Source organism: Paraburkholderia sp. D15 (assembly GCF_029910215.1).
Taxonomy (GTDB): domain Bacteria; phylum Pseudomonadota; class Gammaproteobacteria; order Burkholderiales; family Burkholderiaceae; genus Paraburkholderia.
Genome location: NZ_CP110396.1, coordinates 685968 through 711099 on the forward strand (window position 1 = coordinate 685968; position 25132 = coordinate 711099).

The 25132-nt window shown below is 65.1% G+C and carries 29 protein-coding genes; 11 read left to right on the forward strand and 18 right to left on the reverse strand.

Translation table 11 applies throughout. From position 1 onward, the window contains the following. Positions 1–19 precede the first annotated feature (19 nt). The 6 genes from pcaF to ltnD all read right to left on the reverse strand — a co-directional run bounded on the left by pcaF (position 20) and on the right by ltnD (position 6384). Positions 20–1222 carry a 3-oxoadipyl-CoA thiolase gene (gene pcaF / locus LFL96_RS22820; protein ID WP_281002968.1) on the reverse strand — a complete coding sequence of 401 codons (1203 nt, stop codon included), beginning with the start codon at positions 1220–1222 and terminating at the stop codon, positions 20–22. Positions 1223–1522: 300 nt separating this feature from the next. Continuing rightward, on the reverse strand, positions 1523–2503 hold the full coding sequence (gene denD / locus LFL96_RS22825; RefSeq protein ID WP_281002969.1) for a D-erythronate dehydrogenase: 981 nt from the start codon (positions 2501–2503) through the stop codon (positions 1523–1525). Between the two features lie 47 nt (positions 2504–2550). After that, positions 2551–3339 (reverse strand): 2-oxo-tetronate isomerase, encoded by a 789-nt coding sequence (gene otnI, locus LFL96_RS22830; protein WP_281002970.1) that lies wholly within the window; start codon positions 3337–3339, stop codon positions 2551–2553. Positions 3340–3406: 67 nt separating this feature from the next. Next, on the reverse strand, positions 3407–4069 hold the full coding sequence (locus LFL96_RS22835; protein WP_281002971.1) for an aldolase: 663 nt from the start codon (positions 4067–4069) through the stop codon (positions 3407–3409). Continuing rightward, positions 4066–5478, reverse strand: coding sequence for a 3-oxo-tetronate kinase (gene otnK, locus LFL96_RS22840; protein WP_281002972.1), 1413 nt, complete (start codon positions 5476–5478; stop codon positions 4066–4068). The genes LFL96_RS22835 and otnK overlap by 4 nt, the downstream gene beginning before the upstream one ends. A 15-nt stretch (positions 5479–5493) precedes the next feature. Beyond that, entirely contained in the window at positions 5494–6384 is an 891-nt protein-coding gene (ltnD, locus tag LFL96_RS22845) for an L-threonate dehydrogenase (RefSeq protein WP_281002973.1), read from the reverse strand. Between the two features lie 426 nt (positions 6385–6810). Between ltnD and LFL96_RS22850 the strand changes: the two genes are divergently transcribed. Then, a complete protein-coding gene (locus LFL96_RS22850; protein ID WP_281002974.1) occupies positions 6811–7635 on the forward strand; it encodes an IclR family transcriptional regulator in 825 nt (274 codons plus the stop codon). A 112-nt stretch (positions 7636–7747) separates the two neighbouring features. Here LFL96_RS22850 and LFL96_RS22855 read toward each other — a convergent pair whose 3' ends face one another. Continuing rightward, positions 7748–8122 (reverse strand): cupin domain-containing protein, encoded by a 375-nt coding sequence (locus tag LFL96_RS22855; RefSeq protein ID WP_281002975.1) that lies wholly within the window; start codon positions 8120–8122, stop codon positions 7748–7750. Positions 8123–8177: 55 nt separating this feature from the next. Here LFL96_RS22855 and LFL96_RS22860 point away from each other — a divergent pair, with 55 nt between their 5' ends. Next, on the forward strand, positions 8178–8639 hold the full coding sequence (locus tag LFL96_RS22860; protein ID WP_281002976.1) for a MarR family winged helix-turn-helix transcriptional regulator: 462 nt from the start codon (positions 8178–8180) through the stop codon (positions 8637–8639). Positions 8640–8653: 14 nt separating this feature from the next. Here the strand turns inward: LFL96_RS22860 and LFL96_RS22865 are convergent, their stop codons facing one another. The 3 genes from LFL96_RS22865 to LFL96_RS22875 form a co-directional block, all read right to left on the reverse strand. Then, positions 8654–9163, reverse strand: coding sequence for an AAA family ATPase (locus LFL96_RS22865; RefSeq protein ID WP_281002977.1), 510 nt, complete (start codon positions 9161–9163; stop codon positions 8654–8656). A gap of 361 nt (positions 9164–9524) precedes the next feature. Continuing rightward, positions 9525–9869 (reverse strand): DoxX family protein, encoded by a 345-nt coding sequence (locus tag LFL96_RS22870; RefSeq protein WP_281002978.1) that lies wholly within the window; start codon positions 9867–9869, stop codon positions 9525–9527. Further along, positions 9859–10794, reverse strand: a complete 936-nt coding sequence (locus tag LFL96_RS22875; RefSeq protein ID WP_281002979.1) for an NAD-dependent epimerase/dehydratase family protein — start codon at positions 10792–10794, stop codon at positions 9859–9861. The genes LFL96_RS22870 and LFL96_RS22875 overlap by 11 nt, the downstream gene beginning before the upstream one ends. Positions 10795–10926: 132 nt before the next feature. On the opposite strand from LFL96_RS22875, the gene LFL96_RS22880 reads away from it, so the two are divergent. Next, the gene (locus LFL96_RS22880) at positions 10927–11532 is read left to right on the forward strand and encodes a TetR/AcrR family transcriptional regulator (protein WP_281002980.1); all 606 of its coding nucleotides are present in this window, start codon (positions 10927–10929) and stop codon (positions 11530–11532) included. An 80-nt stretch (positions 11533–11612) separates the two neighbouring features. Here LFL96_RS22880 and LFL96_RS22885 read toward each other — a convergent pair whose 3' ends face one another. Beyond that, entirely contained in the window at positions 11613–12947 is a 1335-nt protein-coding gene (locus tag LFL96_RS22885) for an MFS transporter (protein WP_281002981.1), read from the reverse strand. Between the two features lie 61 nt (positions 12948–13008). After that, the gene (locus tag LFL96_RS22890) at positions 13009–14199 is read right to left on the reverse strand and encodes a M20 aminoacylase family protein (protein WP_281002982.1); all 1191 of its coding nucleotides are present in this window, start codon (positions 14197–14199) and stop codon (positions 13009–13011) included. Between the two features lie 131 nt (positions 14200–14330). On the opposite strand from LFL96_RS22890, the gene LFL96_RS22895 reads away from it, so the two are divergent. Then, positions 14331–15239, forward strand: coding sequence for a LysR substrate-binding domain-containing protein (locus LFL96_RS22895; RefSeq protein WP_281002983.1), 909 nt, complete (start codon positions 14331–14333; stop codon positions 15237–15239). Between the two features lie 82 nt (positions 15240–15321). Here the strand turns inward: LFL96_RS22895 and phnN are convergent, their stop codons facing one another. From phnN to phnF, 3 genes are read right to left on the reverse strand one after another with little or no spacing between them, the layout of a single operon-like run. Continuing rightward, positions 15322–15876 (reverse strand): phosphonate metabolism protein/1,5-bisphosphokinase (PRPP-forming) PhnN, encoded by a 555-nt coding sequence (gene phnN / locus LFL96_RS22900; protein ID WP_281002984.1) that lies wholly within the window; start codon positions 15874–15876, stop codon positions 15322–15324. A 2-nt stretch (positions 15877–15878) separates the two neighbouring features. After that, entirely contained in the window at positions 15879–16598 is a 720-nt protein-coding gene (locus tag LFL96_RS22905; protein ID WP_281002985.1) for a DUF1045 domain-containing protein, read from the reverse strand. Next, a complete protein-coding gene (gene phnF, locus LFL96_RS22910; protein ID WP_281002986.1) occupies positions 16595–17353 on the reverse strand; it encodes a phosphonate metabolism transcriptional regulator PhnF in 759 nt (252 codons plus the stop codon). Before phnF ends, LFL96_RS22905 begins: the two co-directional genes overlap by 4 nt. A 181-nt stretch (positions 17354–17534) precedes the next feature. Here phnF and phnG point away from each other — a divergent pair, with 181 nt between their 5' ends. The 7 genes from phnG to LFL96_RS22945 all read left to right on the forward strand — a co-directional run bounded on the left by phnG (position 17535) and on the right by LFL96_RS22945 (position 23714). Then, on the forward strand, positions 17535–18050 hold the full coding sequence (gene phnG, locus LFL96_RS22915; protein WP_281002987.1) for a phosphonate C-P lyase system protein PhnG: 516 nt from the start codon (positions 17535–17537) through the stop codon (positions 18048–18050). After that, entirely contained in the window at positions 18050–18697 is a 648-nt protein-coding gene (gene phnH / locus LFL96_RS22920; protein WP_281002988.1) for a phosphonate C-P lyase system protein PhnH, read from the forward strand. The genes phnG and phnH overlap by 1 nt, the downstream gene beginning before the upstream one ends. Beyond that, positions 18697–19911 carry a carbon-phosphorus lyase complex subunit PhnI gene (locus tag LFL96_RS22925; RefSeq protein WP_281002989.1) on the forward strand — a complete coding sequence of 405 codons (1215 nt, stop codon included), beginning with the start codon at positions 18697–18699 and terminating at the stop codon, positions 19909–19911. The genes phnH and LFL96_RS22925 overlap by 1 nt, the downstream gene beginning before the upstream one ends. A gap of 32 nt (positions 19912–19943) precedes the next feature. Beyond that, on the forward strand, positions 19944–20843 hold the full coding sequence (locus LFL96_RS22930) for an alpha-D-ribose 1-methylphosphonate 5-phosphate C-P-lyase PhnJ (RefSeq protein ID WP_281003839.1): 900 nt from the start codon (positions 19944–19946) through the stop codon (positions 20841–20843). Further along, positions 20840–21622: a phosphonate C-P lyase system protein PhnK gene (gene phnK, locus LFL96_RS22935; protein WP_281002990.1), complete on the forward strand. Its 783-nt coding sequence runs from the start codon at positions 20840–20842 to the stop codon at positions 21620–21622. Before LFL96_RS22930 ends, phnK begins: the two co-directional genes overlap by 4 nt. Before the next feature lie 8 nt (positions 21623–21630). Next, on the forward strand, positions 21631–22407 hold the full coding sequence (gene phnL, locus LFL96_RS22940; RefSeq protein WP_281002991.1) for a phosphonate C-P lyase system protein PhnL: 777 nt from the start codon (positions 21631–21633) through the stop codon (positions 22405–22407). Between the two features lie 173 nt (positions 22408–22580). Further along, the gene (locus LFL96_RS22945) at positions 22581–23714 is read left to right on the forward strand and encodes an alpha-D-ribose 1-methylphosphonate 5-triphosphate diphosphatase (protein WP_281002992.1); all 1134 of its coding nucleotides are present in this window, start codon (positions 22581–22583) and stop codon (positions 23712–23714) included. 34 nt (positions 23715–23748) lie between these two features. On the opposite strand, the gene LFL96_RS22950 is transcribed toward LFL96_RS22945, so the two are convergent. The 3 genes from LFL96_RS22950 to LFL96_RS22960 form a co-directional block, all read right to left on the reverse strand. After that, positions 23749–24195 (reverse strand): lytic transglycosylase domain-containing protein, encoded by a 447-nt coding sequence (locus tag LFL96_RS22950; protein WP_281002993.1) that lies wholly within the window; start codon positions 24193–24195, stop codon positions 23749–23751. A 125-nt stretch (positions 24196–24320) separates the two neighbouring features. Next, positions 24321–24701 carry a hypothetical protein gene (locus tag LFL96_RS22955; RefSeq protein ID WP_281002994.1) on the reverse strand — a complete coding sequence of 127 codons (381 nt, stop codon included), beginning with the start codon at positions 24699–24701 and terminating at the stop codon, positions 24321–24323. After that, on the reverse strand, positions 24698–25006 hold the full coding sequence (locus LFL96_RS22960) for a hypothetical protein (RefSeq protein ID WP_281003840.1): 309 nt from the start codon (positions 25004–25006) through the stop codon (positions 24698–24700). The genes LFL96_RS22955 and LFL96_RS22960 overlap by 4 nt, the downstream gene beginning before the upstream one ends. Positions 25007–25132: the final 126 nt, after the last annotated feature.

A 25132-nucleotide genomic window follows, 5' to 3' on the forward strand; every position in this document is an offset into this window, starting at 1 on the left:
CACGCGAAGCGCGGTTACATCACACGCGCTCGATCGCGATCGCGATCCCTTGACCGACACCGATGCACATCGTGCACAGCGCGAAGCGGCCCTGCGTGCGCTGCAATTGATACATCGCGGTCGTCACGAGGCGCGCGCCGCTCATGCCGAGCGGATGGCCGAGCGCGATCGCGCCGCCGTTCGGATTGACGCGCGCGTCGTCATCGGCGACGCCGAGCGCGCGCAGCACCGCCAGCCCCTGCGAGGCGAACGCCTCGTTCAGCTCGATCACGTCGAACTGATCGATGCGCATGTTCAGGCGCGCCAACAGTTTTTGCGTGGCGGGCGCCGGGCCGATCCCCATCACGCGCGGCGCCACGCCGGCGGTCGCGATGCCGAGCACGCGCGCACGCGGCGTCAGGCCGAAGCGTTTCGCGTTCGCTTCGTCGGCGAGCAGCAGCGCGGCCGCGCCGTCGTTCACGCCCGATGCGTTGCCGGCCGTCACCGTGCCGTCCGCCCGCACCACGCCCTTGAGTTTCGCAAGCGCGTCGAGGCTGGTTTCGCGCGGATGCTCGTCCTGCGACACCGTGAGCGGATCGCCCTTCTTCTGCGCGATCGTCACGCCGACGATCTCCTGCGCGAGTGTGCCGTCACGCTGCGCACGCGCGGCCTTCTGCTGGCTGCGCAGCGCGAACGCGTCCTGATCGGCGCGGCTGATGCCGTAGTCCGTCGCGACGTTTTCGCCGGTCTCCGGCATCGAGTCGACGCCGTACAACTGCTTCATCAGCGGATTGACGAAACGCCAGCCGATCGTCGTGTCGAAAATGTCGGCCTGGCGCGAGAACGCGCTGGCCGCCTTGCCCATCACGAACGGCGCGCGGCTCATGCTTTCGACACCGCCCGCCATCATCAGCCCCGCCTCGCCCGACTTGATCGCGCGCGCCGCAATGCCCAACGCGTCCATGCCCGAGCCGCACAGGCGGTTCACTGTCGAGCCGGGCACGTCCTGCGGCAAACCGGCCAGCAGCAGCGACATGCGCGCGACGTTGCGGTTGTCTTCGCCGGCCTGGTTCGCGCAACCGTAGATCACGTCGGCGACCGCGCTCCAGTCGACTTCCTTGTTGCGCTCCATCAACGCCTTGAGCGGCACCGCGCCCAGATCGTCGGCGCGCACCGACGACAACGCACCCGCGTAGCGGCCAATGGGCGTGCGAATCGCGTCGCAAAGGAAGGCTTCGGTCATGGGGATGTCTCCAGTAGAGGCGCCGCTCGCGGAGTCGCTGACGATCCGGTCCAGCACACGGCAAATTGCTTAAAATGTTCTTTATACGAACTCATGGTCATATATCGAACAATGAGCCTCGATAATAGGCGCGGGCCGGAAACCGTGTCAAGCACGGTCGAACGTGCGTGGAGAGCGATACGCGCCACGAAAGTAGCGATCGCTTAAAGTCGGAAGATAGAGAGAGACGCCAGATAGATGCGCTCGCGCCGGCGTCACGCCCACGGCGCCGTCCGCGCAAGGCTCGCGGAAAGACGCGTGTCAGCGAACCTGAATGGATTCGTCGTCGATATAGCCGCGAATCACGTCGGCGAAACTGCGTTCGCCGCTCAGCCCCAGGCGCTCGGCGCGCGAGGTATCCCACAGCCCCGGCCAGCTGCCGACGATTTTCTCGACGCGCGCATCCGGTTCCCACACGATCCGGTCCGCGACCGCATCGCCGGCGACTTCGCGCAATGCCGCGACCATCTCGTCGACGCTGACCGAGATGCCGGGCAGATTCAGCACGCGCTGGTTGCCGAGCGCAGCGGCATCCAGCTCGAGTCCGGCGATCAGGCTTTCGATCGCCTTGCGCGGCGACAGCAGCCACAGACGCGTCGCGCCCGCCACCGGACACACCGCCGTTTCGCCGTTCAACGGCTCGCGCACGATCCCGCTCGCGAACGACGACGCCGCCGCGTTCGGCTTGCCCGGCCGCACGCTGATGGTGGGCAGCCGCAACACGCGTCCGTCGACGAAACCGCGCCGCGAATAATCGTTGAGCAGCAACTCCGCGATCGCCTTCTGCGCGCCGTACGACGACTGCGGATTCAAGGCGGTGTCGTCCTGCACGACCTCGGGCAGATCGCCGCCATACACCGCCACCGAACTCGTGAACACCACGCGCGGCCGATGCCCGCGTTGCCGGCACAGCTCCAGCAGCAGGCGCGACGCATCGAGATTGATGCGCATGCCGAGCTCGAAATCGGCTTCGGCCTGACCGCTGACGATCGCGGCCAGATGGAAAATCGCCGCGACATCCGCATCGATCACGCGTTCGAGCACGCTGTGCTCGGCGATATCGCCGACCTCCACGCGCACGCGCGGATCGCCGAAGTCGTTGCCGCGCACGACATCGAACAGCACGAGTTCGGCGATCGCTTGCGGCACGCCGTCGACGTCCTTCAGCGTGCCGCGCGCGAGCAGTTCGCGGGCGAGCCGCTGACCGAGAAAACCCGCGCCGCCGGTAATCAGCACTTTCATGTTCGCCACCTCGTTGCTGTCGATGCGTGTTGTCCCGGACGCGCCGCTCAGCGCCCGCCGTTCAGATACGGCTTGAGCCACCCCAGCCCCGCCGACGTCGCCGCCCGCGGCCGGTATTCGCAGCCGATGTAACCGTCGTAGCCAAGCGAATCGATCACGTCGAACAGGTACGGGTAGTTCACCTCGCCGCTGTCGGGCTCGTGACGCTCCGGCACGCCCGCGATCTGGATATGGCCGATACCCGCCATGTCGCGCTTCAGCTTCACCGCGAGATCGCCCTCGACGATCTGGCAGTGATAGCAGTCGAACTGCACCTTCAGATTCGCTGCGCCCACTTCCGCGCAGATCGCCTGCGCGTCGTCCTGGCGGTTCAGGAAAAAGCCCGGCATGTCGCGCGTATTGATCGGCTCGATCACGATCAGGATGCCTTCGGCCTGGGCCGCCTGCGCAGCATGCGCGAGGTTGCGCAGATACACGTCGCGATGCCGCTCGCGCGGCTGATCCGCGCCGATCAAGCCGGCCATCACATGCAGCTTGCGATTGCCGATCACCCGCGCGTAGGCAAGCGCCGTGTCGATCCCGTGGCGGAAATCGTCCTCGCGGCCCGGCAACGACGCGAGGCCGCGCTCGCCGGCCGCCCAGTCGCCGGGCAGCGCATTGAAGAGCGCCTGGGTCAGACCGTGCGCATCGAGCCGCGCCTTGATCTCTTCGGCGCGGAAGTCGTAGGGAAACAGAAACTCGACCGCCTCGAAGCCGTCTTTCGCGGCGGCGGCAAAACGGTCGAGAAACGCGTGCTCGTTGTACATCATCGTGAGATTCGCGGCGAAACGGGGCATGACAACGACTCCTGAAACGAATGGATGCGGTACGCGAGCCAGCGTGGCCCGCGCCTCGCCTTCCTTTTTACCAGCGCGCGCCGAATACGTCGCGCAGTTCGTCGAGCGCGGCCTCGTTCAGCGGCTCGGGACGCGGCTGCGTGATCAGCCACAGGCGCGCGGTTTCCTCGAGTTCTTCGAGCGCATACGCGGCTTGCGCGACGGAACGTTCCCACACCACCGGGCCGAGCCGTTCGAGCAGCACCGCGCGAACCTGACCGGCGAGCGCGGCGATCTGCGCGGCGACCTCGGGGTCGCCGGGGCGTCGATAGCGAATCAAGGGGACGTGGCCCACTTTCATCACGTAGTACGGCGTGATGGGCGGCAGCACGTCGGACTCGCGCCAGACGCCGGCGAGCGTCAACGCGACCAGATGCGTCGAATGCGTGTGGACGATGCCGCGCGCGTCATGATTGCCCGCGTAGATGCCGCGATGCAGCGCGAGGGTTTTCGACGGTTTGCCGCCCGCTACCGGATGACCATCGAAATCGACCTTGGCGATCTCTGCCGGATCGAGGCGGCCGAGACAGGCATCGGTCGGCGTGATCAGCCAGCCGTCGTCGAGCCGCGCGCTGATGTTGCCGGCCGTGCCGACCGTGTAGCCGCGCTGGTAGAGACTCGCGCCGTTCACGCAGATTTCCTCGCGCACGCGGGCTTCGTTGCCGAGGTGCAAGGCCGGCGCGCCGCTCATCGCGTGGCTCCGTCGTGGGAACCGGATTGTTCGGGATGAGCGGCATGCTCCAGCTGGTCGAGATGGCGCAGTGCCTTCTCGAAGAAATCGGTCGAGCCGAAATTGCCGGACTTCAGCGCGAGCGCAAGCGGCTCGTCGCCGCCCGTCGCCGTGGCCGGCACGCCCGGATCGATCTGCGCGCCGATACGCAGCGTGCGTACGGCGAGCGCCTGCACCACCGCGCCCGATGTCTCGCCGCCCGCCACCACGAACTTGCGCACGCCGCGCTCGCGCAGACCGCGCGCGATCGACGCCAGCGTGGATTCGACCAGATGCCCCGCCGCGTCGACGCCGAGTTCGCGCTGCACCGCTTTCACTTCGTCGGGCGTGGCGGTCGCGTAGATCAGCACGGGCTCGGCCTGGTCGAGGTAGGGTTGCGCGAATGCCAGCGCCTGCTCGACCACGGCCTCGCCACGGGCGGCGGCCAGCGGATCGATACGGAACGCGGGCCGCGTCTCGCGCCATGCGGCAACCTGCGCGTGGGTCGCTTTCGACGCACTGCCGGCCAGCACCGCCGACAATCCTTCGACACGCGGCAAACGCGCGGCGTCGGCGTGATCGTCGAGCAGCCCCGCCGCGCGAAAGTTGTCCGGCAAACCAAGCGCGATGCCGGAGCCGCCGGTGATCAGCGCGAAGTCGGCACAGGCGGCGCCGAGCGTGTACAGATCGGCGTCCGAGACGGCATCGGCGATCGCCATGCGCACGCCCTGCCCGCGCAGCGCGGCGAATGCGTCGCTCACCGCGGCCACGCCGTCGGCCACCGTGTCATAGCGCACGAGGCCCACTTTCGAACGCGTCTGCCGTTGCAGCACGTTGACGAGGTTTGCGTCGCGCATCGGCGTGAGCGGATGATTCTCCATGCCCGATGCGTTCAGCAATGCATCGCCGACGAACAGATGACCGCGGAAGATCGTCCGGCCGTTTTCCGGGAAGGCGGGACAGGCGATGGTGAAGGCGTGGGTGCCGTGGCTGCCGTTGCGTTCCTCGCCTTCCGCGAACAGCGCATCGAGCAACGCGTCCGTCACCGGGCCGATGTTGCCCGCATCGGTCGAATCGAAAGTCGAGCAGTACTTGAAGAGGAACTGACGGCATCCTTGCGCGCGCAACCAGTCGAGCGCGGCGAGCGATTGCGCGACCGCGTCGGCGGCGGGCAACGTGCGCGACTTCAACGCGACCACTAGCGCGTCGGCATCGAACCTATCTGGCGGCGCCGGGTTCGATGCCTGATCCGGCGTTTCATCCACCGTCGGCACGCCGATGCACTGCGTCGTGCGCATACCGCCGCGCACCAGCATGTTGGCGAGATCGGTCGCGCCGGTGAAATCGTCGGCGATGCAGCCGAGCAGCGCGCGCTTCGAGATGGCCGTCATAACGGATGCTCCTGCTTACTTCGGGGTCGGCAGATCGATGCCGGGGAAAATCTTGATCACGGCCGAATCGTCCTCGCGGCCGTAGCCGGCATCCGAAGCCGCCTTGAACATCTGATGCGCGGCTTCGGAAAGCGGCAGCGGGAAGTTCCAGGTGCTCGCGGCATCGAGCACGAGCCCTAGATCCTTGACGAAAATATCCACCGCCGACAGCGGCGTGTAATCGCCCTTCAGGATGTGCGGCACGCGGTTCTCGAACATCCACGAATTGCCGGCGCTGTTCTTGATCACCTCGTACAGCACCTCGGGATCGACGCCTTCGCGAATGCCGAGCGCCAGCGCCTCGGCCGCCGCGGCGATATGCACGCCGGCCAGCAACTGGTTGACCATCTTCACCTTGGAGGCGGCGCCATGGCGGTCGCCCAGCCGGTAGACCTTCGCCGAGATCGCACCGAGCACGTCCGCGCAACCGACGAATGCCGGCACCGGGCCGGCCGTCATCAGCGTCAGTTCGCCCGACGCGGCGCGCGCGGCGCCGCCCGATACCGGCGCTTCGAGCATCAGCAGACCGGCCGCCTCGATGCGTTTGCCGAGCGCCTGGGCGAACTCGGGCGCGACCGTCGAGCAGACCAGCACGACGCTGCCTTTTTTCATCGCCGGCACCGCGCCGAGTTCGCCGAACAGCACGGTTTCGGTCTGCGCGGCATTCACGACGAACGAAATCACCACGTCGCATTCCTCGCCGATTTCGCGGGGCGTCAGGCAGGCTTCGCCGCCTTCCACCGCAAACGCTTCCACGACTTCGCTGCGCAGATCGCAGGCATGAACGTGGAAGCCCTTGCGCAACAACGTGCGCGCGACACCCAACCCCATGGCTCCAAGACCAATGACACCAACTTTTCTGGACATGCGTGCCCCCCAAAAGAAGAGTGTGGAATGCGTTGCATGCGGGCGAGGCACGCTGCGCACTATCCGTATTGTTCCATCTATACCCGATTGCGCGAATCGCCGCGCTGCATTGCAAAAAATGCGTGTGAGCCGCCTTGCGCGCGCCGCTACAGGATCGCCCACCCGGAGCGCGGTGGCAATGGAGGCGTGTTCTTTACGAGCATCGGCGACACGGCGCCGGTGGCCCGGTTTCCGCATCATCGATGCTGCATATTCACTGGAGCATCATACAAATTCCATCCCCGGACGGCATTCGCGTCAACCCGCGGCCGGTCGGACGATCGGCGGCGATGTTGGCGAAACGGAACGCATAAGCTATCGTCACGCCTTTGCGCGGCCTCGCCGGCCGCCGCTCCCGACCGTCTCTTTGCGAACGTCTTCCGACCCATGAGCCCAGTCCTGCCGCCGTCTTCCGTCGATTCCGCCAGCGCCGAGCCGGCGCCGGACAAACCGGGCGACTCTTACGTGCAGTCGTTCGCGCGGGGGCTCGCGGTGATCCGCGCGTTCAATGCCGAGCGGCCGGAACAGACGCTCACCGATGTCGCCGCCGCCACCGGCCTCACGCGCGCCGGCGCGCGCCGGATTCTGCTGACGCTGCAAACGCTCGGTTATGTGGAAGCCGAGGGGCGGCTGTTCCGCCTTACGCCAAAAATTCTCGATCTCGGCTTTGCCTATCTGACCTCGATGCCTTTCTGGAATCTTGCGGAACCGGTGATGGAGGGACTATCGGCGCAGGTTCATGAAAGCTGTTCGGCGGCGGTGCTTGACCGCACGGAAATCGTTTACGTGCTGCGTGTGCCGACGCATAAGATCATGACGATCAATCTGTCGATCGGTAGCCGGCTGCCGGCGTATTGCACGTCGATGGGCCGCGTGCTGCTGTCCGCGCTCGACGACGACGCGCTCGATGCGACGCTGAATTCCGCGCCGCTTTATGCGCATACGCCGCGTACGGTGACGGATAAGGAAGAGTTGAAGAAGCTGATCGCGCAGGTTCGTCGGCAGGGGTGGGCGATTGTCGATCAGGAATTGGAAGGAGGATTGATTTCGCTGTCCGCGCCGATCCGGAATCGGCAGGGACGCGTGATTGCCGCGATGAATATCAGCGGCAATGCGCAGCGTAATTCGGCGAAGCAGATGGTGAAGGCGTTTCTGGAGCCGCTGCAGCAGGCGGCGCAGACGGTGTCGGAGATGGTGGCGCGGCGAGGATGAACTGATGACGCGCGTCGCTGCTCATACGCGGCGATGTAACGGTCGCGGCGTGCCCGTCGCGACCAATATCAATACTGCCCGTGACTACTGAAAACTCCTCCTGTTTCTAACATCACTGGGCCCACGGTGGCGTGAACGGCGCGCCATCCCCAATCATCGCCTGGCCGCCCACAGGCAGGACAGCGACTGCACGAAATGGCGTCGCGTCAGGATTGCTGAGTTTGAAGTCTGTATTCGCAGGGACGACCAGTGCACTACCCTCGGTCACCTCGAAGGTTTCGTCGCCGACCTGCGCTAACGCGCGTCCTTCAATGCAAACGAAAGTCTCCTCGCGCGACAATCGATGGGTCACCGCATTGGCGCCGAAGTGCAACGTGACGATCCACACCGAGTTCTCGGTCGCCCCTCTGCTGGGCGACGCCAGGCCCGTAAAGGAAGCGCCATGCATGGAATAAGACGGAGCATCGGCACTGGCAATGAATGGCATGTTCTGATCTTTTACCGTATATAATTCACCAAAGTTTATCAACTAGAGTGAATCAATGTCAACGCACAAGCCGATCGAGTTTGGAATTCTGCTGAACCTCGCCTTTGGCTCCTTCAAGGAGCGACTGCACGAGCATCTCGCCGGAAAAGGATTCGACGATCTGGGGCCATCGTTTGGCTATGTGTTCCGCCTGCTGGAGGCTGGGCCGCACAGTCTTCGGGAGGTCGCCGATCTTCTGCAGATCACTCCGCAAGGGGCGCTGAAAATCGTCAACGAAATGGTCGCCAAGGGATATGTTCAGCGGGGTGAAGATGAACGCGACGGTCGTACCAAGCCACTTTGTCTGACGGATCGCTCTATTGCGCTGCTTCGGGCGGCAAGAGGTTTCCACAAGCAGTTCGAAGCGGATTTCGTGAAGCGGGTTGGAGAATCGCAAGCTGCCGCGGCACGAGCGGTTCTGGAGGATATTGCCTCTCAAGGCGGTAGCGTCGATTTGCGGCGTCTGCGTCCGCTTTGAGGGCGCGTATTCTTCTACGTGGGTATGGCCGACAAGCGACGAATGATCGTTTCGACGGCCTGCTCGATCGAAACGATCGACGTGTCGATGACAAGATGCTCCGATTCCCAAGCATCATATTGACGTTCGAGCACGTTCGACCATGTCGGGAGTTTCAGGCCCGCGATATCGGCCCGTCGACCTTCGACCCGCTGGCGATGCACAGAGGGATCCGAACAGATCAACTCAATTTCGAAGATACGTACGCCGGCCTTTTGCGCCACACTTCTCCACGCGTTACGCGTTACATCCAGAGAATTGACCGAGTCGGCGATGACGGTTAACCCAAGCCTCAAATTGTCCGCGGCAACCGCATAGCCAACGAGATAGCCAGCGGGACCGATCTCCGTCTCGTCGGTCGTGGATGTTGCGAGCGCCTGCTCCAACGTATCGATACGCAAATAAACCGCGCCGAGTTGACGAGCGAGGGCTTGCGCTACCGTTGTCTTTCCCGTTCCCGGTAGTCCTCCGAAGGCGATTAGCAATTTCGCTCCTTTCTTTATGTATGACCGGGTTGGCACCTCAATCCGCTGTAACCAACTGACGACGATACTTCACGAACGCTCGCTTCAAGTCAGAACGATATCCAGCATGTTCGAAAAAGCGGTGGGCATGAAAGATGACGGCAGCAGCCCGCAAATTGAAACGATAACTTCCGTCGTCAAACGAAATCATGATCCTGAGTTCGAAGAGTTGTGAGCCGCCATTTTATGTCGAGCATTGCGCTCCATGGTGAGTGCAACACGCAAGCGGACAGTCAATGCTCTGAACAACGAACCTTCCCCAAAGGAAAAAATGAATTCACACTCAGCGCTCACGTCCCACTAGCCAGCCAGCAAAAAAGCCTCAACCCCGCACCACCACCGCCGCCACAACAAACGCCGAAAAAACCAACGCCGGCGCAAGATGCCCAACCGGTTCCCGATTCCTCAACAAAGTGAAGACAGCACCGATCATGATCGCCCCAGACAACATCAAACCCAACACTCTGGTCTGCTGTCCAAAAAGAAGCGCCGCACTCACCAGTTCCAAACTCCCGCAAACCGAACGAAACCACGCCGGATAACCCCAGCGCGCAAAGTCCCGCTTCACCGCACCGAGCCCTACGAGATTGACCACCCCGGCAATCGCGAACAGAACCGCCACAAGCATCGCCAGGATCGTTTCCAAAGAGGCATGACTAAACGACATCGTCACGCCCCTGGCTTTGCTGAAAGTGCTTCTGCTCAGAAAGGTCCGCGATCAGCCGAGGCCCACGCGGCTCCCATGCAAGACCTTGCCTCGCACGCTGACCGCTTACCGTCTGATCGAGCGCCAATGCATCGGCAAAAGGCCCAAACGCTTCGCGCGCCTCTTGAACCGGCCAGTACTCCACACGCTCGACACCGATCGAAGCTCGAATCGCTTCCCCTATATCCGCAAGACCGACGGCCTCTTCGGCAACCACATTGAAGATCTGTCCACTCACGTCCTCGTCTGCGCTCGCCGCCCGCTCCACCGCGTTCAGATAAGCCGTAGCGAGATCATCGACATGCACCGCAGGCCAATGATTGCGACCATCGCCGACGACTTTCACGCTGCCGCCCTGACGAGCCATGCCGGCCAGCATGCCAAAGACGCCGCCGCCGTATCCATGCACCATCGCCGGCCTGAGGACCACTGCCTCGATCGACCGACCTGCCGCCATCTCCAACACGTGCTGCTCCACGGCGGGACGCCATGCGACGAGTGGCGTCGAGTTCAGCACCGACGCCTCAGTCACAGCCTCGCCCGACGTATCGCCATAAACCCACGTACCCGACGTATAAACAAACGCCGCACCCGGACGCAAATGCGAAAGCATCGCTTCAATCGCGGCCTTGTCGGCAGCGGCGGCGGAAGCATCGTTGGTCGACGCGGCATGCACCGCCGCATCCGCAGCACCGGCGATCGCGGCAAACGACTGCGGCTCCAACAGATTGCCAACATGCAGTTTCACGCCAAGACGCGTGAGCGCATTCGCAGCAGCCGACCCATCCCCTCGCACCAGCGCCGTCACCTCATGACCGCGGCGAATGGCCTCGCGCGCGACCGCTTGTCCGATATAGCCGGTACCACCCGTAATGAACAGTTTCATAACGCCTTCCTCGATGAGTTGCCTGCGGAGTCGATTAATCACAATAAACGAGACCAGCCAGTCTCGTTTCGGGTAAGTTAAACGAGACTACCTAGTCTTGTCAACCATCGATCGATCTGGTATTTATTTGCCATGAACACGCACTCTCTCCCCGCCCTGAGCCCGTTGCAGCGCCGTAAGCGGTCCGCCATCCTCGACGGCGCGAAAACTATTTTTCTAAGGCAGGGCTTCGGCCTGGCCACGATGGATGAAGTCGCGGCGGCCGCCGGCGTCGGCAAACAGACGGTCTATCGCCACTTCAAGTCGAAGGAGGCGCTCTTTGTCGGGCTGGTGAGCGCGATGTGCGCCGAGGTGGGGGAATTTCTGATCAGTGCCCAGAACGAGCAACCGGATGACTCGCCCGAGGTCGCGTTGCGCAAGCTGGGATGGGCATTGGCGCGCATCCTCATCGAGCCGGATTATTTGCGGCTTTATCGGGCCATCGTCGCCGAGGCCGAGCGGCTTCCCGAACTCGGCCAGGTGTTCCATGAAAACGGTGCGAAGGTCGTGCGCGTCTTCGCCGCAAAAATTCTGCAAAGCAATTTCGACGAATCGACCGCCGCGTTACGGGCAGCGACGTTCGTTCAGTTGGTGCTGGGCGACGCGTATCTGGAACTGTCCATCGGCTTCACGGTGCCCGATGTCGAAGTGCGCTTCGCGCTGCAGATCGACGAGGCGGTGTCGGCGGCATTGCGTTAATGCGTGCCACGCGCAACGAAATCGAAACATGAGGACGTGAACGGCGGCGGCCGCGACAGCGATCGCGGCCACCTCCGCCCTCAATCGATCTCTTTATCCGCGGTCTCCTTCAGCAGCGCCACGGCGACCAGCGACACCACCACGCACGCCGCCACATAACCGGCCGGCGCAAGCTTGCTGCCGGTCAGCTTGATCAACCATGTCGCCACCAGTTGCGCGGTGCCGCCGAACAGACACACGCTCAACGCGTAGGCGATCGAGATACCCGTCGCCCGCACGCGTCGCGGAAACGATTCGCACATCAACGCGAATTCGGACGCCGATCCCATCGAATAAAACAGCAGCATCAGCGCGGTCAGCGACATGATGACGGGCAATTGCGGAAAGCGGTTGATCAGCATGAAGGCCGGGAACAACAGCAGCACCAGCACGCCGCGGCCGAACAGGATCGGCAGACGCCGGCTGCCGATGCGATCCGACAGCATGCCGAACAGCGGACACGTGACCAGCATCACCAGCCCCGCCGCCACGCCGACCAGCATCGACAGCGACATCGGCAGACCGAGCGTGTGGATCGCGTAGGTCGGCATGTAGAAGGTGAGGATGTAGGTGGTGACCGTGCCGCCCATCACCGTCAGCGTGATCAGCAGCAGCGTGCGCCAGTGGCCGGTGAACAGCTCGCTCAGCACGCCGCGTTCGATTCCGTGGCCGTGCGCGCCGGCCGGGTCGTCGGCGAGACGGCGGCGCAGATACATGCCGACCGGCGCGATCAGCACGCCGATCAGGAACGGAATGCGCCAGCCCCAGCTTTCCAGCGACTCCTTCGGCAACGCCGCCGACAGCGCCGCCGCAATTCCCGAACCCATCAGCGCCGCGCCGCCTTGAGTCGCCAGTTGCCAGCTCGCACGAAAACCGCGCCGCGTGCCGCCGCCCTGTTCGAGCAAGGTGGAGGTCGCCGCGCCGAACTCGCCGCCCTGCGAGAAGCCTTGCACGAGACGCGCCAGCACGATCAGCAGCGGCGCAACGAGGCCGATCGTCGCGTAGGTCGGCGTGAGCGCGATCACGCCGGTGCTCACCGCCATCAGCATGATGGTCAGGTTGAGCGCGGCCTTGCGTCCCTTGCGGTCCGCGTACACGCCGAGCATCACGCTGCCGAGCGGCCGCGTGATGAAGCCCGCCGCGAACGTCGCGACCGACAGCAGCAACGACGTGGTCGAGTCCGCCGACGGGAAATACAGCTTGCCGATGATCACCGCGAAAAAACCGTACACGGTGAAGTCGAAGAACTCGAGCCAGTTGCCGATCACCGCCGCGGCGATCGCGCCGCGGCGGGTGACGTGGGCGGTATCGCGGACATCGCGGGCGTCAGCGGAAGCGGGTGCGGCTCCTATCGGAACATCCTTCGAGGCGTTCATCGTGCGGTCTTCCTTGTCGTTATAAGTTGGCTTTACATTCGGGCGATGGAACGCGACGCGCTCACTGCCCCAGATAGCGCTCCACCAGCCGCGCCCAGAACGCCGCGCCGACCGGCAGGTTGCGGTCGTTGAAGTCGTAGTGCGGGTTGTGCACCATGCAGCCGTCCTCGCCCGCACCGTTGCCGATCCGCAGGAACGTGCCGGGCCGCCGCTGCAGCATGAACGCAAAGTCCTCGCTGCCCATCAGAATGTCGGTCTGCGCAACCACCTTGTCGTCGCCGACCAGTTCGCGCGCCACCTGTACCGCGAACTCGGTTTCCGCGTCCGAGTTGACCACCACCGGATAACCCTCGATGTACTCGACCACCGCCTTGCCGCCGTAACTCGCGGCCTGGCTTTCGGCGAGTTCGGTGATGCGCTTCTTCAGCAGCGCACGCACTTCCGGGCTGAACGAACGCACGCTCAGCTCCAGTTTCGCGCTGCTCGAAATCACGTTGTTCGCGGTCCCCGCATGCATCGAGCCGACCGTGACCACGGCGGGTTGCGACGGGTCGACATTGCGCGCGACGATCGTCTGCAACGCCATCACGATGCTGGCGGCCACCACGACCGGATCGACCGTCAGGTGCGGACGCGCCGCGTGACCGCCGACGCCTTCGATCGTGATGATCGCCTTGTCCCCCGCCGACATGAACGGCCCCTTGCGGAACAGCAGCACGCCCGGCTCTTCACCCGGATGGTTGTGCACGCCAAATACGGCATCGCACGGAAAGCGCTCGAACAGGCCGTCGTCGATCATCTTCATCGCGCCGCTGTCGATGCCGCTCTCCTCCGCCGGCTGGAAATACAGATGCACGGTGCCCGAAAAATTGCGCGTGGCGGCCAGATGCTGCGCGGCGCCGAGCAGCATGGTGGTGTGGCCGTCGTGACCGCACGCGTGCATCTTGCCGTGCGTGCCGCTCGCGTACGGCAGGCCGGTCTGCTCGATGATCGGCAGCGCGTCCATATCGGCGCGAATGCCGATGCGGCGCGTGCCCTCGCCCACCGTCAGCGTGCCCACCACGCCGGTGCGCCCCACGCCGCGCGTGACCTGCCAGCCCCATTGCTCCAGCTTCTCGGCGACCAGCGCGCCGGTCTGCAATTCCTCGTAGGCGAGTTCCGGATGGTGATGAATGTGATGACGGATCTCGCGCAGGCTATCGACTGCGGGCGCCAGGTCGGACACTTCGGTGAAACGCGCGGCTTCGCTCATTGCTCTTGCTCCATGGATTCGAACCGCATGACGGCGGTCAACTGGCGAGCACTATAGCCACGCCGTTTTGTTCGAATAAGATGCTGTTTTTTTCACCCCGATTAACGCGCCTTATCTCCGGGATTACCCTCATGAAGCTGCAGCAACTGCAGGCGTTCGTCGCGGCCGCCCATCACCGTAGTCTGCGCGCCGCCGCGCGCGAGCTGGGCGTCACGCAACCGGCCGTCACGCATACGATCCGCGAACTGGAAAGCGCGCTGAACGCGGAGCTGATGGTGCGCAGCGTGCGCGGCATCGAGCTGACCGCGTGTGGGCTCGCGCTGTTGCCGCGCGCCGAACAGTTGCTCGGCGACATGCGGCGCACCGTCGAGGCGGTCGAACAGGTGAAGGGCGAACTGGCCGGCAAGGTGAGCGTGGGGACCATGCCGTCGATCGCGTTGACGGCGTTGCCGCACGCGGTGTCGAAGTTTCGCCGGGCGATGCCGCAGGTCAGCCTGCATCTCGAGGAAGTGACGATTCCGGACGCGCTCGCGCAACTGCGCAACGGCGCGCTGGATATCGCCGCGATTCATCACGTGCGGGCGCTGGATAGCGATCTGGTGCAGGCGCCGCTTTTCTCGACGGAGTTCGTCGTGGTGATGCGTGACGGGCATCCGCTCGCCCATGCCACGCGCCTGCATGAACTGCTCGACGCCGAATGGATCGTGACGGTCGGCGCGGATCATTTCCCGCACAGCGTGATGATGGCGATGTTCGACGCGCACGGCTTGCCGGTGCCGAAGCGTCTGCTGCGGGCGCCGTCGTCGTTCGCGGTGACGCTGGGGCTGGTGTCGCAGACCGACGTGATCGGCTGCTTCACGCGGCCGCTCGCGCAGATGGTGGCGCCGCTCGGCATCCGCATCGCGCCGATCGAGGAAGCGCTGCCGAACTACGAAATCAGCATCCTGTCGCGCCGCGATCTGTTGCCGACGCCGGCCGTGATGCAGTTCGTGTCGTGCCTGCAGGACGCGACGCGGGAACGGATCGCGGCGGCGGGGTAAGTGATTTGAAGCGGTGGATTCAGAGCGGCCCATTCAAGGCGCCGCTTTCGATGCGAGACGCCGGGCCAACCAAAAACGCGCGTCAATCGACGCGGCTTTCCGCCTTCAACGCCGCGATCAACGCATGCCCGGCATCTTCCAGCGCGCCCGAATTATCGATCGTCGTGCAGCGCACGCCGTCGGGCAGCACGAACGGCGCGCGACGCGCGAGCCGCGCCGCGACCTGTTCCGCCGATTCGCGCGCCCGTGCGCCGAGCCGCGCTTCGAGAATATGCGGCGCGGCGTCCACATGGACCACTTCGGTATGCGGATAACGCGCCAACGTATGCTGCAAATGCTGCCGCGAACCGTTGACGACCACCGTGCAACCGCGCGCGAGCCAGCCGTCGATTTCAATGCCGATGCCATAGCGCAGCGCATGACTCGACCATTCGAGGGCGAACAGACCGAGCACCGAGCGCACCGCGAATTCCTCGACGCTCAGCGCGACATGCGCCTCGCCGTTGCCGCTCGGCCGCGTGATGTAGCGATGCGCGAACAGGATCGGCTCGCCCATCAGCCGCGTGCGCGCGAACGCCAGCAGCGAATCCTTGCCCGCGCCCGACGGCCCCATTACGTAGATCAAGCGTCCCGCCATGTCTAGGTTCCCTCGCGGTTGAACCGCACCCGCTCCCACAGAACGAACGGCTCGCCCGGCGCCGGCTCGACGAACAGCGCGGCCTGATCGATCTGCAGCGGCCCGAGTATGCCCGCGCACCCCTGCCACCACGCCACCAGGGTACTGCGTTCCTGTTCGTCGGCGAGCGAGCTCGACAGCGTCATGTGAAAACGGAATTCGTCGAACACATACGGATAGCCCCATTCGATCAGCAACGCACGTTGCCGTTCGCTGAGCGGCGCGGCAAGCCGGCGAGCGAGATCCTCGGCCGAAGGTTTCGCACGCAACGAATCGAGCGCCCGCAGCGCACTCGCGGCGACCTCGCGCATGCGCGCGTCGCCATCCTGACCGGTAGGACGCAGCGCGACGAAATCGCCGAGCGTCGCGGCTTCGACGGGCAATTCGAACGAGCGCTGCGTGGCGGCCCACGCGCGCGCGGCGGCGAGCAGGTCTTCCCGAGTCGTCTGCGCGTCGAGTTTGAATGGCGCGACCAGCGTGCCATGCCAGCCGTAGCGACGCGGCGCCTCGGTCAGCTCGGCGAGCGGCCGCGTCAACTCCGACGGCTGCGGCGCCGTGCAAGGCCGGTTCTGCTCCGCATCGCGACCGAGCCACGCCGAGCCGGCACGCCACCAGTTCGAACCGTTCGCGGGCGCGTAATACACCGCGAAACGCGCGTCGGCGCCCCATGTCGTGCCGCTCATACGTCGTGCTCCACCAGCAGTTGCACGCGATCCGCCGCGAAATGCGTGAAACCGTATTTGACCGGCGTGCCTTGCAGATCGACATCGACGTTCTCGACCCACAGCACCGGCTGCTGACGGTTGATGTTCAGGCGCCGCGCCACCTCCGGCTCGGGCAGCACACTGCCGATGCGGCTCCACTTGCGCAGATAGTCGTGCACGCCGAGCTCCGCCATCGCCTTGGTCACGCCGCCGGTGCGCTCCAGCACCTCGGGCAGGTCGGGAAAGCGCGCGGCCGGATACCAGTTGCGCGCGAACGTCAGCGGCACGCCGTCGGACTCGTGCAACGTCTCGATCCGGTAGACCAGCGCGCCGGCCCGCAGACTCAAGGCCTTCGCGACGCTCGGTTCGGCCTTCACGCGCGCCGCCGATAGCATTGTGCCGGCCGCCGTGTGATGCTGCTGACGCAGGTTCTCGGTGAAGCGCGTGCGGCGGCCGATCGAATAGTCGATCGCGCCCGGCTGCACGAACGTGCCACGCCCCTGTTCGACGCTGACGAGACCCAGCGCCGCGAGACCGAGCATCGCGCGGCGCACGGTATGGCGGTTCACGTCGAAGCGTTTGGCCAGTTCTCCCTCGCTCGGCAAACGTCCCTCTTCGCCGAAACCGCTGGCGGCGATCTCCCTGGCCAGAATCTGTTCGATCTGCCGCCACACAGCAACGCCCGCGCCGCGTTCGAGCAAGGTGCCCGGTGTCGCGCTGTCGTTCGATGTCATGGTGCTGTCATTCCCTTGAGTTCAAATTATCGCTATGGGATGCATTGTAGTGCGCGAGCCGTGATGGAAATATGAAACGCGCGCAGCGCCGTACACAGCGCGACAACTATACCCTTAAACGTCTAGACGTTTAGATGAATAGATGCTCAAATGTCTACTCGCCGGATCACCAGGAACCTCGATGAGCGCCTCTTCCGCTTCACCGTCCGCCACCGCCTCTTCGGCGCCTCGCGCGTCGACTTCGCCGCGCCGCGCGTGGATGGCGGTCCTTGCCCGCACGCCGCGCGCCGATCTCGAAGCCGCGCTGCAACGCGCGCTGCACGGCCGGCCCGCCCCCGCTTACGACTGGCTGCGTCCGCCTGAGATCGGTCTCGCGATGGTGCGCGGCCGCGTCGGCGGCAGCGGCGATCCGTTCAATCTCGGCGAGGCCACCGTCACGCGCGCCACGCTGCGCCTGCGCGTTGCCGAAGGCGAAACCGCCGCCGTCGGCGTGGCCTGTCATCTGGGCCGCGACCGCCGCCGCGCCGAACTCGCCGCCCTGGCCGACGCGCTGCTGCAACTGCCGGAGCATCGCGACGCGCTGCATCGGCAACTGATCGAACCGTTCGCGGCGCAACAGGCCGGGCAACGCGCCGCGCGGCGCGAGGAGGCCGCGGCCACGCGCGTCGAATTCTTCACGATGGTCCGGGGCGACTGATGGAAAACTCACCGATTGCATTGTCCACCTTGACGCCGGGTTTTCCGGACCCGGTGCACGACACCCAGGCGGTGTTCCGCACCCTGCTCGACGCGTTGTCGCGGCCGGGCACGGTCGGCACGATCGAGGACGTGTTGCCCGCGCTGAACGCCAGCCGGACCAACCCGGGCAACCCTGCCGACGGCGCCACCCGCGCCGATCTCGCCGCGTTCGCCGCACTGCTCGCGTTATGCGATTACGCGACGCCGGTCTGGCTCGCGCAAGCCGACAGCGCGCTCGGCTCGGCGCTGCGCTTTCACACCGGCGCACCGTTGACGGACGATCCGGCCGAAGCCGTCTTCGCCTATATCCACGACGCCGCCACGCTGCCGCCGCTGGAAGGGTTCGCGCTCGGCGCGGCGGAGTCGCCGGAGTTGTCGGTCACGCTGCTGATCCGCGTCGATGCCTTGAGCGGCGGCGCGCCGGTCGTGCTCAGCGGCCCCGGCATTCAGCACACGGCGACCATCGCCCCGGTCGGGCTGCCCGAGCGCTTCTGGCGCGAACGCGCGGCGCTCGCGCCGCTGTTTCCCTGCGGCGTCGATTGCTATCTCGTCTGCGGCGCGGCGCTGATCGGCCTGCCCCGCACAACTCAAGCGAAGGTGAACTGATGTACGTAGCCGTCAAGGGTGGAGAACGCGCGATCGAGGCATCGTGGCGTCTGCTGGACAAAGCGCGGCGCGGCGATACGCAACTGGCCGAACTCGGCGTCGCGCAGATTCGCGAGCAGTTGCGCCTCGCGGTGGCACGCGTGATGACCGAAGGTTCCGTGTACGACGAAGAACTCGCGGCGCTCGCGATCAAGCAGGCCGCGGGCGACCTGGTCGAGGCGATCTTCCTGCTGCGCGCGTATCGCACGACGCTGCCGCGTTTCGGTTACACGCTACCGGTGGACACGGAATCGATGCAGGTGGAGCGTCGTATCTCGGCGACCTTCAAGGACGTGCCGGGCGGTCAGATGCTCGGTGCGACTTACGATTACACGCAACGTCTGCTGGATTTCGCGTTGCTCGCGCAGGGCGATGCCGCATCGACCGATGCCAGCGGTGCAACTTTAGCGACCACGGCAAACGCTCCAGCCGATGCATTCGCAACGAACCCGCAGCACGCCGCGCACACCCCCGCCGAAGCGATGCCGCGCGTTGTCACGCTGCTCGACAAGGAAGGCCTGATCGAACAGGAACGCCCCACGCCGCAAGCACCGGAACCCGGCGATCTGTCGCGCGAACCGCTCGCCTTCCCCGCGAGCCGCGCAACCCGCCTGCAGAATCTCGCGCGCGGCGACGAAGGTTTTCTGCTGGCAATGGGTTATGCGACGCAACGCGGCTACGCCAACTCGCACCCGTTCGCCGGCGAGATCCGCTTCGGCACGATCCCGGTCGAAATGGAACTCGACGAACTGGGCGAATGCGTCGACATCGGCGAGATCGACATCACCGAATGCCAGATGATCAATCAGTTCGCCGGCAGCGGCGCGGTGCCGCCCACCTTCACGCAAGGTTACGGGCTGGCATTCGGTCACTCCGAGCGCAAGGCGATGGCCATGGCGCTGGTGGACCGCGCACTGCGAGCGGAGGAGTTGGGCGAAACGCTCGCCTCGCCGACACAGGACATCGAATTCATGCTCTCGCATAGCGACAACGTCGAGGCGTCGGGTTTCGTGCAGCATCTGAAGCTGCCTCACTACGTCGACTTTCAGTCGGAGCTGGAACTCGTGCGGCGCTTACGCGCCCAGCACGTTGCAGAGCACGGCGGCGCGCACGCGTCTCACGAAACGCAGGGCGAACAGGCCACGCAACGCGATCACCAGGAGCAGCCAGCATGAGCGCGCCCGACCATCAAGACGCCACCCCGCGTATGACCCCGTCCTACGACGCTGCCGCCGACGGCTACAACTTCGCCTACCTCGACGAGCAGACCAAGCGCATGCTGCGCCGCGCGTTGCTCAAGGCGGTCGCGGTGCCCGGCTATCAGGTGCCGTTCGCGTCGCGTGAGATGCCGTTGCCGTTCGGCTGGGGCACCGGCGGTATTCAGGTGACCGCCGCGATCATCGGCCGTGCGGACACGTTGAAGGTGATCGACCAGGGTTCCGACGAAACCACCAACGCGGTCAACATCCGCCGCTTCTTCGCGCGCACCACCGGCGTGACGACCACGCGCCGCACGGTCGACGCGACGATCATCCAGACACGTCACCGCATTCCCGAAACGCCGCTCACCGACAAACAGATTCTGGTCTATCAGGTGCCGATGCCCGAGCCGCTGTTCCGGCTCGAACCGCGCGTCGCCGAAAGCAAAAAGCTGCATGCGCTCGCCGACTACGGGCTGATGAGCGTCAAACTGTACGAGGACATCGTGCATCACGGCAGCATCGCGACCACCTACGACTATCCGGTGATCGTCAATCACCGCTACCTCGCGTCGCCGTCGCCGATTCCGAAGTTCGACAACCCGAAGATGCACATGAACCCCGCGCTGCAACTGTTCGGCGCCGGCCGCGAACGGCGCATTCACGCGATTCCGCCGTACACGCCGGTGCGCAGTCTCGACTTCGACGACCATCCGTTCGAGGTGCAGAAATGGCAGCACGCGTGCGCGCTGTGCGGGTCGACCGACAGCTTTCTCGACGAGATGATCGTCAACGACGCGGGCAAGCGCATGTTCGTCTGCTCCGATAGCGACTACTGTCACGAGCGGCGCGGCGACGCGGAGCTCGACCCGGCCTCTTCCGTCGTTCGCAAGGAGGCAACGGCATGAGCTCGCGCACCCCTCCTCTGCTGAGCGCCCGCGCGCTCACCAGGCAATACGGCGGACGCAACGGTTGCCGCAACGTCAGCTTCGATCTGTATCCGGGCGAGGTGCTGTGCATCGTCGGCGAATCGGGTTCGGGCAAGACCACGCTGCTGAACGCGCTCGCGTTGAAGACCGAAGCCGACAGCGGCACGCTGCACTACACCGCGTCGCATGGCGATACCCTCGATCTGCTCGCGCTGTCCGAACCGCGCCGCCGTCTGCTGATGCGCACCGAATGGGGCTTCGTTCAGCAGAATCCGCGCGACGGTCTGCGCAGCGGCGTCTCGGCCGGCGCGAATATCGGCGAGCCCTTGATGGCGATCGGCGCGCGTCACTACGGCGACATTCGCCACACGGCCACGCAATGGATGGAGCGCGTCGAGCTGGACGCGTCGCGGATCGACGAATTTCCCGCCGCGTTTTCCGGCGGCATGCAGCAGCGTCTGCAGATTGCCCGCAATCTCGTGACCGGTCCGCGGCTCGTCTTCATGGACGAACCCACCGCCGGTCTCGACGTATCGGTGCAGGCGCGTCTGCTCGATCTGCTGCGGACCTTGACCTCGACACTGCATCTGTCGGTGCTGATCGTCACGCACGACATCGGCGTGGCGCGTCTGCTCGCGCATCGGCTGATGGTGATGCAAGGCGGCGAGGTCGTCGAAGCGGGTCTGACCGATCAGGTGCTCGACGATCCGCAGCACCCGTACACACAAACGCTGGTTTCCTCGGTTCTGCCGGTTTGAGGTTCGACATGCAATCCATTGAAGCAGGCCGAGAAGCAGGCCATGAAGCGCTCGCGAACGAGCGCGCGTTCGCCGACAACGCCGCGCTGATGCTGCGCGCGGTCGGCATCGGCAAGACGTTCACCTTGCATGGCCAGGGCGGCGTGCGGATCGACGCGCTCGCGGACGTCTCGCTCGATGTCGAGCGCGGTGAATGCGTGGTGCTGGTCGGTCCCTCCGGCGCGGGTAAAAGCACGCTGCTGCGCTGCCTGTACGGCAACTATCTCGCGAGCGCCGGTTCGATCCGCATTCGTGACGCCGCGCACGACGACCGCCCCGTGACGATCACGGGCGCCGAACCGCACGACGTGCTGCGTCTGCGGCGCGGCGTGGTCGGCTACGTCAGCCAGTTTCTGCGCGTGATTCCGCGCGTGCCGACGCTGATGCTGGTGGCCGAGCCCTTGCTTTCGCGCGGCGTCGCCGAAGACGAAGCGCGCGAGCGCGCCGCCGCGCTGCTGGCACGGCTGAACGTGCCGCGACGGCTGTGGACGCTCGCGCCGGCCACCTTCTCGGGCGGCGAGCAACAGCGCGTGAACATCGCGCGTGGTCTGATCGCGGAGCATCCGTTGCTGCTGCTCGACGAACCGACCGCCTCGCTCGACGCGGAAAACCGCGACGTGGTCGCCGATCTGATCGTCGAGGCGCGCGAACGCGGCGCGGCGATCGTCGGCATCTTTCATGACGAGGACACCCGCAACAAGGTCGCGACGCGGCGCCTCGAACTGAAGCCGCCGCTCAAGCACTGAAAGGGCCGACGACGTTACCAACACCAGTACCAACACCAAAGCCAACGCCAAAGCCAACACCAACGCTACTGGCCCGGCCCACGCCCACTCGAATCGGGCCCGGCGAAACCGCATTACACTGAACCACCCACTCAGCCGCAACCTTCCAGTCCGACTGACTACGGAGCAAGTCGATGTTGATCAGAAACGCGCGCGTCGTGACGCGCGACGAAGTATTCACCGGCGTGGTACGCATCGAGGACGGCGCGATTCGCGACGTCGAACGCGGCACGACCGCCGCGCGCGAGGCCGAAGATTGGGACGGCGACTATCTGCTGCCCGGCCTGATCGAACTGCACACGGACAACCTCGAAAAGCATCTGGCGCCGCGTCCCGGCGTGCAATGGAATACCGACGCCGCCTTCGTGATTCACGACGCCCAGGTGGCCGCCGCCGGCATCACCACCGTGTTCGACGCGCTCGCCATCGGCTCGCGGTCGAACGTCGGCCTGCGCGGCCGCGATCTGCAGACGCAATGCGCGCAGGCGCTTACGCGCTTCTCGGAACGCAAGCTGCTGCGCGCCGAACACTTTCTGCATCTGCGCTGCGAAATCGCCACCGCCGACGTGGTCGAGATGTTCGACTCGTTGTGCACGCATCCGCTGCTGCGGCTCGCCTCGGTGATGGACCACACGCCCGGTCAGCGCCAATGGCACGACCGCGAGCAATGGCGCCGCTTCCAGGAGCGCAACGGCAAGCTGAGCGACGAACACGTGGCCACCGCGCTCACGGAGTTGTCGATCGAACAGGAACGTTACGCGGATGCGCACCGTCGCGAGATCGTCGCGCGTTGCAACCGGCTCGGCATTCCGGTGGCGAGCCATGACGACACGCTGGTCGAACACGTCGAACAGGCGAAGGCCGAAGGGATCGTACTGGCCGAGTTTCCGACCACCCGCATCGCCGCCGAGGCCGCGCGCGAGCACGGCATCTCGACCATCATGGGCGCGCCGAATATCGTGCGCGGTGGCTCGCACTCGGGCAACGTGTCCGCGCTCGAACTCGCGCAGGCGGATCTGCTCGATATCCTGTCGTCGGATTATGTGCCGTCGAGCTTGCTGACCGCCGTGTTCGAACTGGTCGCGAAAGCGGACTGGTCGCTGCCCCGCGCGATGGCGACGGTCTCCGCCGAACCGGCGCGCACTGCCGGACTGCACGACCGCGGCGCGATCGAAGCCGGCTTGCGCGCGGACTTCGTGCGCGTGACGATGCTCGATACGCTGCCGGTGCCGCGCGCGACGTATCGCGGCGGCATGCGGATCGTTTAAGACCGCATTGAGGCTGCACCGGAGCGCAGTAGCTTCAGCGATCCGACGGCAACTGCCCCCACGCGACCAGCACCTTGCGAATCCCGCGCGCGTACGCGTCCCGCTCGCGCGGGGTTTCCGAGTGATACGCGCCGATCGCGCGCCAGGTGTTGCCGTGCTTGACCATCTTCTGTTTCAGCAGCCACGCCGCGACGTAGACGTTCACGCACGGATCGATCAACGCGCGATGCGGCACGCCTTCGCGTTCGAGCGCGTTGAAGTGGATCGAGTTGATCTGCAACTGGCCGACGTCGATCGATCCGTTCGCGTTACGGTGGACCGCGAACGGATCGCCCTTCGATTCATACCAGGCGAGTGCGCGCAACACCCACGGATTGACGCCTTGATAGGCCGCCGCTTCGTTGAAACAGTCGTCGGCGGCGTGGGCCGCGCCGCACGCGAACCAGCAGACCAGCGCGGCCAGTAGAAATTTCGGGAACATGCTTCATCCTTTCGCGTCGCGGCGAGGAAGAGGTGAAGGTGGCGCGCCTGAGGTGCTCGATAGACGCTCGAAAGGCGCTCGATGGAAGCTCGATAGACGCCTGCAAGAGTCGCGATGAACGCGCGCTACTTGCTCATCGCAAGATCGATCTGCCGCTGCACGCCGTCGAGATACGCATGCGATGCGTCGGACACCACCAGTTTCGCGACCGGCGCCATCGGCATCCGGCGCTCCACGGTCTGCACTGGCGTACGCGTTTTCCTGCGATGCGTGGCCGGCTTCGGCGATGGCGCATCGTCGTCGTTCGCACCCGGCGGCGGCAACATCGCGAGCGACGGCAACGGCGGATAGACCTTGTCCGCCGCGGCGGATGCGGCGGGTACAGCAGGGAATGCCGCGGCCGATTGCAGATCCGTACCGGGCTGACCGGCATGAGCCGAAACGGCGAGCAAGGCAGTCGACGCGAACGACACGCCGCGGGCGATCACAGAGGCAGGCATCTTCATTGCACCGTCCTGATCGACACGCTATACGGCTGGCCCAGACCGGCCGTGCGGTTCTCGAAGCTGACCCGCGTCATGCGCTGCGCGGGCACGCCTTTCCAGACCGCCTGATTCAGATACTGAAAGTCCTGTCCCAACGCGGTGACGAGCACGACCGTCGGCTGCGTCTGCGCGGCGGCAAGCGCGCCGGCTTTGGCCAGCACCGTGGTGAGTTGCGGATCGCGCGCGCCGAGCGCGTCGGGCGGAATGTCGAAACTGATCACTTCGTTCGGCGCCTTGTCCGGATGCGCCGCGGTGGTCGGCGCCATCTGCGCGCAACCGGCGAGCGCGAGCGCGGCCACCCCAAAACAAACCTGTCGCTTCACGGAAAAATCTCCAGTCAGTTCCGTTGCCATAACGACGTTGTCGGCAGGCGCGCGATGGAAGTTAAGACA